The 13,353-nt window shown below is 61.7% G+C and carries 11 protein-coding genes; 6 read left to right on the top strand and 5 right to left on the bottom strand.

Translation table 11 applies throughout. From position 1 onward, the window contains the following. Positions 1–106 precede the first annotated feature (106 nt). The 3 genes from HHL24_RS26040 to aroQ are packed head-to-tail and all read left to right on the top strand — an operon-like array spanning position 107 to position 3,106. Positions 107–1,513 (top strand): MFS transporter, encoded by a 1,407-nt coding sequence (locus HHL24_RS26040; protein ID WP_169488227.1) that lies wholly within the window; start codon positions 107–109, stop codon positions 1,511–1,513. A gap of 33 nt (positions 1,514–1,546) precedes the next feature. Continuing rightward, entirely contained in the window at positions 1,547–2,617 is a 1,071-nt protein-coding gene (locus HHL24_RS26035) for a Gfo/Idh/MocA family protein (protein ID WP_169488226.1), read from the top strand. Between the two features lie 51 nt (positions 2,618–2,668). Further along, positions 2,669–3,106 carry a type II 3-dehydroquinate dehydratase gene (aroQ, locus tag HHL24_RS26030; protein ID WP_169488225.1) on the top strand — a complete coding sequence of 146 codons (438 nt, stop codon included), beginning with the start codon at positions 2,669–2,671 and terminating at the stop codon, positions 3,104–3,106. Positions 3,107–3,200: 94 nt separating this feature from the next. Here the strand turns inward: aroQ and HHL24_RS26025 are convergent, their stop codons facing one another. Beyond that, on the bottom strand, positions 3,201–4,280 hold the full coding sequence (locus HHL24_RS26025) for a hypothetical protein (protein ID WP_169488224.1): 1,080 nt from the start codon (positions 4,278–4,280) through the stop codon (positions 3,201–3,203). Positions 4,281–4,538: 258 nt separating this feature from the next. On the opposite strand from HHL24_RS26025, the gene HHL24_RS26020 reads away from it, so the two are divergent. From HHL24_RS26020 to HHL24_RS26010, 3 genes are all read left to right on the top strand, one after another. Further along, positions 4,539–5,444 carry a LysR family transcriptional regulator gene (locus tag HHL24_RS26020; RefSeq protein WP_169488223.1) on the top strand — a complete coding sequence of 302 codons (906 nt, stop codon included), beginning with the start codon at positions 4,539–4,541 and terminating at the stop codon, positions 5,442–5,444. A gap of 130 nt (positions 5,445–5,574) precedes the next feature. Further along, complete coding sequence (locus HHL24_RS26015; RefSeq protein ID WP_169488222.1) at positions 5,575–6,252, top strand: HAD family hydrolase; 678 nt, start codon at positions 5,575–5,577, stop codon at positions 6,250–6,252. Between the two features lie 4 nt (positions 6,253–6,256). Next, positions 6,257–7,393, top strand: a complete 1,137-nt coding sequence (locus HHL24_RS26010) for a DSD1 family PLP-dependent enzyme (protein WP_169488221.1) — start codon at positions 6,257–6,259, stop codon at positions 7,391–7,393. 93 nt (positions 7,394–7,486) lie between these two features. Here HHL24_RS26010 and HHL24_RS26005 read toward each other — a convergent pair whose 3' ends face one another. The 4 genes from HHL24_RS26005 to HHL24_RS25990 form a co-directional block, all read right to left on the bottom strand. After that, positions 7,487–8,656 (bottom strand): porin, encoded by a 1,170-nt coding sequence (locus HHL24_RS26005; protein WP_169488220.1) that lies wholly within the window; start codon positions 8,654–8,656, stop codon positions 7,487–7,489. A 57-nt stretch (positions 8,657–8,713) separates the two neighbouring features. After that, complete coding sequence (locus HHL24_RS26000) at positions 8,714–9,790, bottom strand: formylglycine-generating enzyme family protein (RefSeq protein WP_169488219.1); 1,077 nt, start codon at positions 9,788–9,790, stop codon at positions 8,714–8,716. A gap of 11 nt (positions 9,791–9,801) precedes the next feature. After that, a complete protein-coding gene (locus HHL24_RS25995; RefSeq protein WP_206003020.1) occupies positions 9,802–11,526 on the bottom strand; it encodes an arylsulfatase in 1,725 nt (574 codons plus the stop codon). A gap of 73 nt (positions 11,527–11,599) precedes the next feature. Then, positions 11,600–13,048: an APC family permease gene (locus tag HHL24_RS25990; RefSeq protein ID WP_169488218.1), complete on the bottom strand. Its 1,449-nt coding sequence runs from the start codon at positions 13,046–13,048 to the stop codon at positions 11,600–11,602. Positions 13,049–13,353: the final 305 nt, after the last annotated feature.

Here is a 13,353-nt window from a genome sequence, read left to right as displayed (position 1 = left end):
GACGGCAGCCGCTTCCCGATAAGCCCTGGCTTGCAAAGATTCACTTTAAAGACGCAAATGTGTCAGCCATAGAAGCTGATCAAAACATTTCTGTTCAGGAGACGACATGGAAACGAATGCATCGGCAGGCGGCCGCGAGCATCGCTCGCAGGCTCGCAAAGCGACCGCCAGCGGCTGGATCGGCTCGGCGCTCGAGTACTACGATTTCTTCATCTACGCTCAGGCCGCGGCCCTCATCTTTCCCCAGTTGTTCTTTCCATCCGGCAATCCGAAGATCGCCATCGTCGCATCGCTCGCGACCTATGGCGTCGGCTATGTCGCGCGGCCGATCGGCGCGGTCGTGCTCGGGCACTGGGGCGACACGCACGGCCGGAAAAACGTCCTGCTGGTATGCATGTTTCTGATGGGCTTCTCGACGATGGCGGTCGGCTTCCTGCCCACCTACCACCAGGTTGGCCTGCTTGCACCGGGACTGCTGGTGGTTCTCCGCCTGATCCAGGGTTTTGCGGTGGCCGGTGAAATCTCGGGCGCGAGCTCCATGATTCTCGAGCACGCGCCATTCGGACGGCGCGGCTACTACGCAAGCTTCACGCTGCAAGGGGTGCAGGCGGGGCAGATTCTCGCCGCAGCCGTATTCCTGCCGCTTGCCTACTACATGGAGGAGAGTTCGTTCAATTCGTGGGGCTGGCGTATCCCGTTTCTGTTGAGCTCGGTGGTGCTGATTGCCGGCTACATCATTCGTCGCGAGGTCCATGAAACGCCGGCTTTCGCCAAGGAAGACGCCAGCGGCGCCATACCCAAGTCGCCGATCGCCGAGGCCTTCCGTTATAACTGGGGGGATATGTTGCGGGTGGTCGGCTGCTCGCTGATGAACGTGATCCCTGTCGTCGCCACCATTTTTGGCGCGGCGTATGCAGTGCAGCCGTCGTACGGCATCGGCTTTTCCAAGAGCGTCTATCTGTGGATTCCGGTAGTCGGCAACATCGTCGCCGTGCTGGTGATTCCCTACGTGGGCAATCTGTCCGACCGGATCGGGCGGCGCCTGCCCATTATCGTCGGCGCACTCGGCGCGGGGCTGCTCTCGTTCGGGTACCTCTACGCGATCAGCATCAGGAACGTGCCGCTCGCGATGGTCATGTCGATCCTCATGTGGGGCATCATCTATCAAGGCTATAACGCCATCTTCCCGAGTTTCTTTCCGGAGCTGTTCCCGACCCGCTCACGCGTGTCCGCGATGGCAATCGGCCAGAACATTGGCACCACGATTACCGCGCTGCTGCCGGCACTGTTCGCCTACGTCGCGCCGCCCGGATCGCATAACGTTCCGCTCACCATCGGCGCAATCACCTTCGGCATCACCATCGTTGCAGCGGTAACGGCCTGGAGCGCACGCGAGAACTTCCGCGTCAAGCTGAGCGACCTGGGCGAACGCAACGCCGTTCCGATCGACAAGCACGAATACGAACTGCAGCGGGCCCAGACCATCGCTGAGTCCAAGAAAGCGCTCGCATAGCCCTTCTCTTTCCGACACCGAAGGAAGCTTTTCATGAACCGGACCAGGATCGCCGTAGCCGGCGCGGGCTATATCGGGCGTGCGCACATGAGCGTCGCGCAGCAGAGCGGCACGTGTGCCTTGTCGGCCATCGTCGACCCCTCGCCGGCGGCCGCCGCGCTCGCAGCCGAGGCAGGCGTGCCCCTCTACCGATCGCTCGACGAACTGTTGGAAAAGGATCGTCCAGACGGCGTGATTCTTGCAACACCAAACCAGTTGCACGTCGAGCATGCGCTGACGTGTCTCGCAGCCGGTGTGCCGACGCTGCTCGAAAAGCCGATCGCGCCCACCGTCGAGGAAGCCGAGACGCTCGTCGAAGAAGTCGAACGCTCCGGCGTGAAATTGCTGATCGGCCATCACAGGGCCCATAGCCCGATCATGGCCCGAGCGAAGCAGTTGATCGACGAAGGCAGGCTCGGCAAGCTGGTCGCGGTGATGGGCAGCGCGGTATTTTTCAAGCCGGACCAGTACTTCTCCGACGCGCCATGGCGGCGTAATCCGGGCGGCGGCCCCATTCTGCTGAACATGATCCACGAGGTGCATAACCTGCGCATGCTATGCGGAGATATTGTCGCGGTGCAGGCGTTTTCATCGCATGCGACGCGCGGCTTTCCCGTCGAAGACACGGTTGCAATCAACCTGCGCTTCGCAAGCGGCGCGCTCGGCAGCTTCATGTTGTCCGACACGGCCGCGAGCGCACGCAGCTGGGAGCAGACCTCGCAGGAGAATAAGGCCTACCCGTCGTATCCGGACGAAGATTGCTATGTGATTGCCGGTACGTTCGGCTCGCTTTCCGTGCCGACGATGCGCCTGAAAACGTATGGCAAGGCGGAAGACCGCTCGTGGTGGAAGCCGTTCGACGTTAGCGTCGCCGCAATGACACGCGATGACCCGCTCAAGCTTCAGATTGAACACTTCAGCCGGGTTATCCGAGGAGAAGCCGAGCCGCTCGTAAGCGCGCGCGACGGCCTGCAGAATCTACGCATTACCGAAGCGATCGCCGAAGCCGCAATGAAGGGGTCGATCGTCAATACGACGCCCGCCGCGGCGACTACGGCTCACTGAGATCGGCACAGCCTGCTGCCGCCAGTTCTGACCATGTAAAAGGGATCTTCCATGAAAACGTTCGTGATGCTTCACGGCATCAACCACAATATGTTCGGCAAGCGCGACCCCGCGCAGTACGGCACCATCACGCTGGCCGAGATCGATGGCAACCTCCAGGCCTTAGGCAAGGAACTGGGCGTCAAGGTAGAGAGCTTTCAGACCAATAGCGAAGCCGAGATGTGCGAGCGCATTCACCAGGCTTTCGTCGACAATGCCGATGGCGTTCTCATCAATGCCGGCGCGTGGACGCATTACAGCTACGGTATTCGCGATGCACTGGCGATTCTGACCGTGCCGGTGGTCGAAATCCACATGTCGAACATTCACGCCCGAGAAGCGTTCCGGCATCAATCCGTATTCGCCGAGATCGTCAAAGGGCAGATTTGCGGCTTTGGCGCCGACAGTTATCTGCTCGGCTTGCGGGCGGCGGTCTCGGCGGCCGGTTAGAAGGCGTTAGATGTCGATGGCTGGATACAGTCTGTGCGCTGGTGCGCGGCGAATCGTATCGCCGCGTTCCCGGCCACACGTTCCTCTCGAACATTCAGCGCCATTGCTCGGTCAATTCATTGGCCAGCACCATCTTCTCGCGGACGAGTTCGGTAAAGGCAGCGTTCACTCCGCTCTGTGTCTTGAGGAATTTCAGCGCCGCGGAGTGAACGATTCGCATCGACCGGCCGTCGATCCCGGTCATGCGCGCCGCGCTGCGCCTCGTCTCCTCGACCAGATCGCGCGCGCTGCTGAAGTCAGGCGACAAACCGCTCTGTGCCTGGAACTCGGCGCGCAATCCGGCAGCATATTCGCGCGACTGTCCCAACCGGTCGATGTCGATCATCAGATCGACGCCATCCGCCATCCGCACCGCGCAGAGAATCCATAAGGCGATGAACGCGCGATACGCATTGTTGCCTTCCGCCGTGCGCGCATATTGCTCGCACGCCATGGCATAGGCGTCGTCCGAAGTCGGCACCACCGGCGGCAAGCTCACGCCGCAGATTTCGATGGCCTGTCTGACCAAAAGCTCCGACTGATTCAGACCCAGCACGCGAAATGGTGCGGCCACGAAGAACGGATTACTCCATTGCTGATTGAGCAGCCACCCCGAGGCAAACTGCGATGCGGGATTTCGCAGCACGGCCGCATGCATGGCTTGCGGGAATGCGTGCTTAAGCCACGGAAGCCGGCCCGACGAACGGCAAAACTTGAAGACGGGTACGCTGCCTTGCCCGGCAGTGTGCTCACACAGGTTGCCCAAATAGGCCTGCAACGCGGGGAATTCCGCGTCGGGTGCGTTTGAGAAGCGGTCGGTGCCGAAGCGTTTCCTGTATCCGGCTACGCCGCGCGCGCCCTCTTGCAGAAACGGCCGGTACTCTTCGAAATACGGCGCGGCGAGCGGCGGATGTCCAGAGGTCAGCGTAGGACGGGACGCGGAAACGTCGGCAAGGCTCAAATCGGCCAGCACGTTGCTGAACGGTTCATAGAATCCGGTCACGGAATCGAGTGCGCGCAGGCGCGACCAGACCCAAGTTCCTGCACTGCGCCAGCCGGTGTGCAGAAATACCCCCTGTTTCAGGGCACTTTGTTGCGAGCCTTCGGCTGGCTGGGAGACTGGATCATTCGACATGCGGGTCAACCCGTCAGCAGCGCTCGACGGTCCATGTGACAACGGCATTGGACTTCTCTTCAAATGGAAGCGACAACGATTCGATGGACGGCAGGCATTGCCTGCCCCCACCTGGCTCAAGCGCACACTTTAGCGGGTCAAGCTGTCGACTTCGTTACGGAAGGATCAGTTTACCTTGCAATGACGTCTTGTGACGCACTGGAGGAACGCATTCAAACGCTTTAAGCTGCCAGACTTCCGAACTTAAAAGTTGCTGCCATGAACGATTCGGCCGATATCCGGTTTCTGCTGACCATCCGCGAAAGTGGCAGCCTGATCGCCGCGGCGCGAAAACTGGGACTGTCGCCCTCCGCGGTGACCCAGCGCCTGCAGCAACTCGAAAAGAAACTGGGCGCACAACTGGTGAACCGCACGGCGCGCCGTTTGCAGTTCACGGAAGAAGGCACGCTCCTGTGCGAACGCGGCGCCGAACTGGTCCAGCAGTTCGACTCGCTGTTCGAAGACTTGCAGACCCGCCGGGGCGGCCTGATCGGCACGCTGAAAATCAATGCGCCGCTGGGCTTCGGCCGGCGCCACCTGGCGCCCGCCATCGCCGACTTCCAGCAGCAGAATCCGGATATCGACGTGGCGCTCACGCTGTCCGATCAGCCCTTGACCGAGACGATGGACCGCTTCGACATCGTCGTGCATATCGGCGAGTTACCGGTATCGAATCTGGTCGGCTACGCGATTGCACCGAACGCACGCTTCGTATGCGCCGCACCGGCGCTGCTCAAGCGTCTTGGTCAGCCGGAGTCGCCGGAAGAATTGAGCAAGCTGCCGTGCATCGTGCTACGCGAGAACAACGAGGATGTCTCGCTGTGGCAGTTCAGCAAGGGCCGTACGCGTCGTAGCGTGCGCGTTTCTCCGCATTTGAGTTGCAACGACGGTGACGTGATCCGCCAATGGGCTTGCGAAGGCCGCGGCGTGATCCTGCGCTCCGAATGGGATGTGGCCGACGACGTCGCGAAAGGAAGACTCGTGCGGTTGCTGCAAGGCTGGAAGGCGCCGGACGCCGACGTGATCGCGCTCACGCATCAGCGAGCCGGATTGCCGGCTCGCACGCGGCATTTCATGCGGTATTTGCAGGGCAGATTCAGGCCATTGCCGCCGTGGCGGCGATAGCGTTTTGAGCACGGTGAATCGCACGCGGAGTAATACGTTCAATCAGTCTGAATCTTAGAATTAGCGCAGCTGAACGCGATGCGAGCGACGAAACTTTATAATCGGCTCACCGTCCCTCGCCGGTTAAATCATGACCTCCCTATCGCCCCCAACCGCCTACCCCAAGGCGGTACTCTTCGACCTCCTGACCGCCCTGCTCGACTCGTGGACGTCATGGAATCACGCCGCGGGCTCCGAACCGGCGGGTCGCGCGTGGCGTGCGGCATATTTGCGCCTGACCTACGGCTGCGGCCAATACATTGCGTATGAACAATTGGTGCGCGCGGCAGCCACCGAAGTTGGACTGCCGGAATCCGCGGCAATCGCGCTCGAAGCTGACTGGCTGAAGCTTGCGCCCTGGAGCGGTGCCCTCAACACCTTGCAGGCGCTCAGCCCGCATTGCAAACTGGCAATCGTCACCAACTGCTCCCTCCGCCTCGGCACGCAGGCGGCCAAGCTTTTCCCGATCCGCTGGGACGCTATTGTCACAGCAGAAGAAGCCGGTATGTACAAGCCTGACCCGTTGCCTTACCGGCTCGCGCTCGACAAACTCGGCGTCAGCGCCCATGAGGCCGCGTTCGTGGCCGGCTCCAGCTACGACATGTTCGGCACGGCCGCGGTCGGCTTGCGAACATACTGGCACAACCGCGTGGGTCTGCCGCTGGTGGCGGGAGCACAGCCGCCCGAGGTGGAGGCGCCGACGCTCGACGCGCTGGTCCCGTGGCTCAGCCAGTTCGGATCAGTCCAAAGCCACTCTATTACCCGGTGAAAGCATGAAACTCGAGCATATCGACACCCCTGCCGCGCTGATCGACATCCCCCGGATGCAGAAGAACATCGCGCGGATGCAGGCTCATATGAACGCGCTGGGCGTTGCATTCCGTCCGCACGTCAAGACCACCAAATGCATCGACGTGGTCCGTGCGCAGATCGCCGCCGGGGCGCGTGGCATTACGGTCTCGACCCTGAAAGAGGCGGAGGCGTTCTTTGCGGCTGGCGTCAGCGATATCCTTTACGCGGTCAGCATCGCCCCTTCAAAGCTGCCGCGAGCGCTGGCGTTGCGCCGTCAGGGTTGCGATCTGAAGCTGGTGGTCGACAATCCGACCGCCGCCGCAGCCATCGCCGCCTTTTCGGACCAGCACGGCGAAACCTTCGAGGTGTGGATCGAGGTGGACACGGACGGCCACCGCTCCGGTATTACGCCGGAACAGGACACGCTGCTCGAAGTCGGCCGGATCCTCCATGAGAATGGCGTCACAGTGGGCGGCGTGATGACCCACGCGGGTTCGAGCTACGAGCTCCACACGCCGGAGGCGCTCACCGCGCTTGCGGAGCAGGAACGTGCCGGCTGCGTGCGTGCGGCGCAACGTCTGCGCGACGCGGGCATTCCGTGCCCAGCCGTCAGCGTCGGTTCGACACCCACGGCCCTCGCCGCCGAGCAACTGGATGGCGTGACCGAAGTACGAGCGGGCGTCTACGTGTTCTTCGATCTGGTCATGCACAACGTCGGCGTGTGCGCGCTTGAAGATATCGCGCTCAGCGTGCTCGCCACCGTGATCGGCCATCAGGCGGATAAAGGCTGGGCGATTCTCGACGCAGGCTGGATGGCGATGAGCCGCGATCGCGGCACCTCGAAGCAGCTGCACGATTTCGGCTACGGCCAACCCTGTCTGCTAAACGGAACACCACTTGGTGGCTATGTGGTGAGCGGCGCCAATCAGGAGCACGGGATTCTGTCGTCATCGGAAGAAGGCGCGCAAGTCGACGACATCACGCAGCGCTTTCCGATCGGTATGAAGCTGCGCATCCTGCCGAATCATGCGTGCGCGACCGGCGCGCAGTTCCCCGAGTATCAAGCGGTTTCAGCGGATGGCGACAGCGTCGAGTGGCGGCGCTTTCAAGGTTGGTGAAGGGCTGCTCGCGGGTGGCAGACGGGTTGCTGAGGCACCGGCGAAACCCATGAAAGGCCGGCACGGCGCCGACAACAGCGCCATGCCCCCTCATCAGAACTGATGCTGGATGCCTGACGTCACCACCAGTTGCCGGCGCGTACTCGACGGCGTCACACCATAAATCTGCGCTACCGCATGACGCCCCTGTTGCGCTACGCCGATCAGATAGAGCGTCGTGCGCTTGGATATCGCGTACTCCGTGCCGAGATTGATCTGATCCCAGCCCGGTTCCGCGTCGCCCGTGCCGCTGCCTGAATAGCGTCCACTGGTACGGATGTAGGCCACACCTGTTTCCCAGGCCGGCGTAATCTGCCACGTCAGGTTCGCCTCGTAGTTATCGAGCGTCAACGCGGTTGCGTCCAGATAGCGATACTGCGTTTTCGAGTACATGCCGCCCAATGTGAGCGCGCCGAAGAACTGGTACGAAGCCCCGGCGAGCCAGATACGCTGCCGTTGCACACCCGCCGTGCTGGCGATGCTGCCCGAAAATGTATTCTCATAGTCGTCGTACACGCCGGCACCCGGCGCGCCCAATGCGCCGGCGGGTTGCGCGTCGGGCCGGTCGGCTTGCAGAAAGCCGATGCCTGCCGCGAACGGTCCGCGTGCATAAGCAGCGCCCGCGCTCATCATGCGATTGTTCGCAAAGCCCGACGAACCGTCCGCGGCCGCGGCCTGATTGCTGAAACCATAGGTCGCGCCGAAGCTCAGTCCAGCGAATTGCGGACTCGCGTATTTGACAGTGTTGCTGACCTTGAAGCTCGCATTGGTGTTATCCGCATCGCCGACGTGGGCGCCGATATAACCGGCCCATGTTTCGTTGCTCGCAAAACCCGAGACCGTGTCAATCGTCGTGTCCCATTGCCGGCCCACCGTCACCGTGCCGAAGCGATCGTCGGCGAGACCCACGTACGCGACGTTGAACGCGCGACCCGTGCCGTGCCCGTTCTGCACATTGAACGGACTCATCAGGCGAAAGATCGCATGCGATCCGCCACCCAGGTCTTCGCTGCCGGTCATGATCCAGCGCGACGCTGTCAGTTGCCCGCTAGTCGTCGACCAGTCGGCATGGCCACCGCTATTGTTCGCGTACAGGATGCCCGCATCGATAATGCCGCTTAAAGTCACACGGCTTTGCGCATGAGCGGCGAACGGCACACCGAACAACCAGACACAGGACGCAGCGACGAGCGTCATCCTCACGGCCTTTTCTCGTGATTTCAAAGTACTCTCCAAATCCAGGTGATCAGTTTTTTGCGGATGGCGCCAACGCAGGTGCGCCTATGACCCAGGCAATCTCAGCACCGTACGAAAGCCGATGTGGTTGGTGCCCATCGTCACGTCCTGCGCATGGCGCGCGCTCGGCCGGTAGCGTTTGCAATAGATCGGTGAACAGAGAAACGAGCCGCCTTTAATGGTGCCGAGCTCCGTGCTGCGCGCCTTCGCCACCAGCGCGTCCTCGAGATCGACGTTCGGGTTCGGCGGCGGCTCGCTCGCCTGTTGCGCATGGTTCTGCTGCCACGGGTCCTTCACCCATTGCCAGACATTGCCGACCATGTCGTATAACCCATAGCCGTTGGCTGGAAAGCAGCCGACCGGCGAGGTCGAAACAAAGCCATCTTTCGCGGTGTTCTGAAACGGAAAGGCGCCCTGCCAGGTGTTGGCCATCATCTTCGAACGGATCGCGAAGGTGTCGCCCCACGGATAAGTGGTGGACGTACCGCCGCGCGCGGCGTACTCGTACTCGGCTTCGGTCGGCAGATCGCGGCCGCGCCACTTCGCGTAAGCCAGCGCATCTTCATACGCGATGTGCACGACCGGATGATTGCCGAGTCCGTCGATCGAACTGCCGGGCCCGGTGGGATGCCGCCAGTCGGCGCCCGGCACGAAATGCCACCACTGCATCGCGCCGACCAGCAGGTCCTTCGGCGGCAGAAAAACCGTCGAGCCGGGGCGCGTCATCTCTATCGGCAATGACGGATAGCGCTTCGCATCGAGTCCGCGTTCGGCCAAAGTCCTGTACCCCGTCGCCGCAACGAAGCGGGCAAACTCCGCGTTCGTCACGTCGTAGCGATCGATCATGAAACTGCCCACTTTTACGCTGTGTGCAGGCGCTTCCTCCGGATAGTCGCCGTCCGAACCCATCACGAAGCTGCCTGCCGGCACACGCACCTGATCGCTCGCTTCCGATGCCGGTGGCAACCCATTGAACGCCTTGCACCCCTGCACGTTGCCGAGCGGCACAGCTTGCGGTGCCGTGCTGCCTGCCACCGTGCCCACCAGCGCCGCCTGAGTCATCACGACGCACGCAACCGTTGCCCCATACCGCACGATCGATCTCCGGATGTGCATGCTCATGCCGACACTCCTCAGTAATCCATGCGCGGGTAAGACGTATCGCGCCACGTCTCGACGACATTGTTCTGCTGCACGTATTGCGCCCACTCGGTCAGCATCTGCTCGAGTACTTCAGGACGCTTCGCGGAAAGATCGTGCAGCTCGGCCCGGTCGTGCGCGAGGTCGTACAGTTGCCAGTGACCCTTGCCGTTGTCGTAGGAATAAACCAGCTTCCAGTTGCCCTTGCGCAGCGCGTTACGCCCCATCAGCTCCATGCCGTACACGTAGTCGTCCACATGCACGCGTTTGCGCTCGCCGGTCAGATACGGTTTCATCGACATGCCCTGCATCGGCAGCACGGTGTGGCCGTGGAATTCGATACCGGGCTGCCTGATATTGGCGAAGTCGAGAATGGTCGGCGTCAGATCCTTGACGGTGAGCACCTGTTCGCTCTTGCCGGGTTGCACGTGCCCGGGGAACGACACGAAGGCCGGCGAGCGGATCCCGCCTTCATTGGTGTACGCCTTGAAGAGCCGGAATGGTTGTGCGCTCACCTGTCCCCACGCCGGTCCCTCGAACACGAACGAATTGGCGCGGCCGATGTTCTCGAGCGAGTTGTCAAAGGTCTGCGCGATCCACGTGGCGTTGCCGCTATCCTCGTCCCATTTGTTGCCTTCCGGGCCGTTGTCCGACAGGAACACGATCAGCGTGTTGTCATACTGGCCGCTCGCCTTCAGGTAATCGATCAGGCGGCCGACATTACGATCGAAATCGGCCACCAGCGCCGCGTAGGCTTCCATCGTGCGGGCCGAACGCGCTTTTTCGTCGGCGCTCAGGGCGCTCCACGGTTTCGTGCCTTCCGGCAGCGGCGCGGGCTTCGCGTCGCTCGGCACGAGACCGAGGCGCTTCATCTTGTCAATGCGGCGCTGCGCAATCACGTCATAGCCGACGTCGTACTGGCCGCGCACCTTTTGCAATTCATCGTCAGGGGCTTGCAACGGCAAATGCGCCGCCGTATAGGCCGCGTACGCGAAGAACGGCCTACCGCCACGCTGCGAATCCTGCAAATAGGCAATCAGCTTGTCGGTGTACGTGCGCGATGAATAGAAGTCGGCAGGCAGGTCGATCTTCTTGCCGTTCTCGCGATAGGTCGGCTCCGGCGCATCCGACGTGATCGTCATCACCTTCTGCCTGAAATGCGACGCGCCGCCGTTCATCAACGCATAGGAGCGTTCGAAACCACGCTGGTCGGGACGCATGCCGTCGCTGCCGCCCAGATGCCATTTGCCGGCCATCACGGTCCAGTAGCCGGCGTCTTTCATGATCTCCGGCAACGCTGCCACACGCTGATTCAAGCCGCCTTCGTAGCCGGGATGGTTGACCTCTTCGGGCGTCAGATGTGGCGTGATCATCTCCGCCATATTGCCGACGCCAGCCAGGTGATTGTCCATGCCGGAGAGCAGCATCGAACGGGTCGGCGAACAGGTCGGCGCGACGTACATCGTGTCGAGCAGGCGGCCACGCGCGGCCAGCGCATCGAGATTTGGCGTGGCGATTTCGCTGCCGAATGCGCCGATATCCGAGCGGCCGACATCGTCAGCGACGATCAGCAGCACATTGGGACGCGCGCCGGACGCAGCAACCGGTGCGGATGCCGCGGTGGTCACGGCCGCCGCGTCCGCTGCCTGCGCGAGTGGCATCATGACAGTGCACGCGCCGCCTACGAACGTTGTTGCAAGGATGGTACGAAAGCTCATTTGATCTCCATTTCCGCGATGTCTTCTTAACCTCGAATCAAGTCTTGTTGTCGCAACGCTTTAGCGAAGCGCTTTACAACCTGGAACGCCCTAGCCGCTCGAACGCGCTGCGGTCGCGCTGCCTGAGCTTCTTCGCCGCGAGTACGCCCGCCACCGCGAAGAGCGGCAGCAATGCGGTCAACGCGTACGACACGCCCACGCCCGCACCGGTCAGCAGCGGGAAATTCACGATGGCCAGCACCAGCACAACGGCGAGAGCAAGACCCGACAGCACCGGCAACACGCCCACGCGCATCACGCCCGCGTCGTCACGGCCGATACGCCTGAAAAATACGACCACAGCCGCCGATGAAAGCGCCATCAAGGCGATGATGCAAAGCGTCGCCACATTCGTGAGCCATGAGAACAGTGTCAGAACCGGATCCGCATGCGCGACGATGAACACCGTTACAACAATCGCGGCCACCGCCGTTTGCAAAAGAGAGCCGATATGCGGACTGCAATGCACACGATGCGTGCGTCCGAGCGCTTGTGGCAGCAAACCCTCACGGCCGGTTGCGAAGAAATAGCGCGACGCCGAATTGTGAAAAGCCAGCAAGCCCGCATACACGCTCGTGATGAACAGCACGCTCATCGCCGCGGTCAGCGTCTTGTTGGCGTAGTGATCGGAGAGCGTGTAGAGGAACGTGGTCGGATCGTTTAATGCTGTAAGCGTCTTGACGATCTTGTCGCCACCCGCGCCGATCACCATGCACCACGCGGAGAACGCATAGAACACGCCGATCAGCAGCACCGAAATGTAGGTCGCCAACGGCACCGTGCGCTGCGGGTCTTTCGCCTCTTCGCTATAGATCGTGGTCGCTTCGAAACCAATGAAGCTGGCGAAACAGAACAGGAAGCCGATCGCGGGCGTGCCGCTCATGAAAGTGTGCGGCGTGAACGAAGCTGCGTTGATGCCGCTATCGCCGCCGCTCTTCAGAATGGCCAGATCGAGGATCAACACGACGATGTATTCGCCAAACACCAGCAGCGAAAGCACCTTTGCGGACAGATCGATCTGCCGGTAGCCGAACACGCCGATGCTGGCCATCGCAGCGAGCGAGCAGATCCACCACGGCGTGTTGAGGTTGAAGTGTGCGCTCAGGAAGCCCGAGGCCACCGCGCCGAACATGCCGTACAACCCGATCTGCATCGTGTTGTAGCCGAGCAGTGCGATTAATGCCGCAGCGCCGCCCGCAGTACCACCGAGACCGCGAGCCGTGAACGCATAGAAGCCGCCTGCGTTGGTCACGTGCCGCGACATGGCCGTATAGCCGGCGGAAAACATCAACAGGATCACCACGGTGGCGACCAACAAGGCCGGTGTGCCTGCGCCGTTGCCGAGCATGATGCCAATTGGAAAGCCGCCTGCGATCGCCACCAGCGGACCGGCTGCCGAGATCACGAAGAAGATGATGAAGCCCAGTCCCAACGCCCCCTTGCGCAACTCGGTAGACGGTGACGGTTCAGCGACGACGCTCATAGTTTTGGCTCCTGGATTTTCTTTCGTCTGCATCACGACGAGGTCGGGCGCAGTGCAAGTGTTGATGCACTGTAGAAAATCAAAAATGCCGAGCGGGAGCACAAATCGGCAAGGCAGCATGAACTTGGGTTTACGCCTGGGCGCCGCTCATGCAAACAACCAAGGCATCGAATGCGGACGTGAAAGATCAGGCGGGACGCGCGCAAGCACGCCCGCGAGCGGGAACCGTTCATGGGTAAGGGTAAGGATCAGGCAGAGAGTCGGACAATCAGGACCACCCACCCAGACGGCCCTGAAAACGCGCG

Origin of the sequence: Paraburkholderia polaris, assembly GCF_012927345.1 — a bacterium.
Classification (GTDB): Bacteria; Pseudomonadota; Gammaproteobacteria; order Burkholderiales; family Burkholderiaceae; genus Paraburkholderia; species Paraburkholderia polaris.
This window is presented reverse-complemented; position numbering and strand designations above follow the sequence as displayed.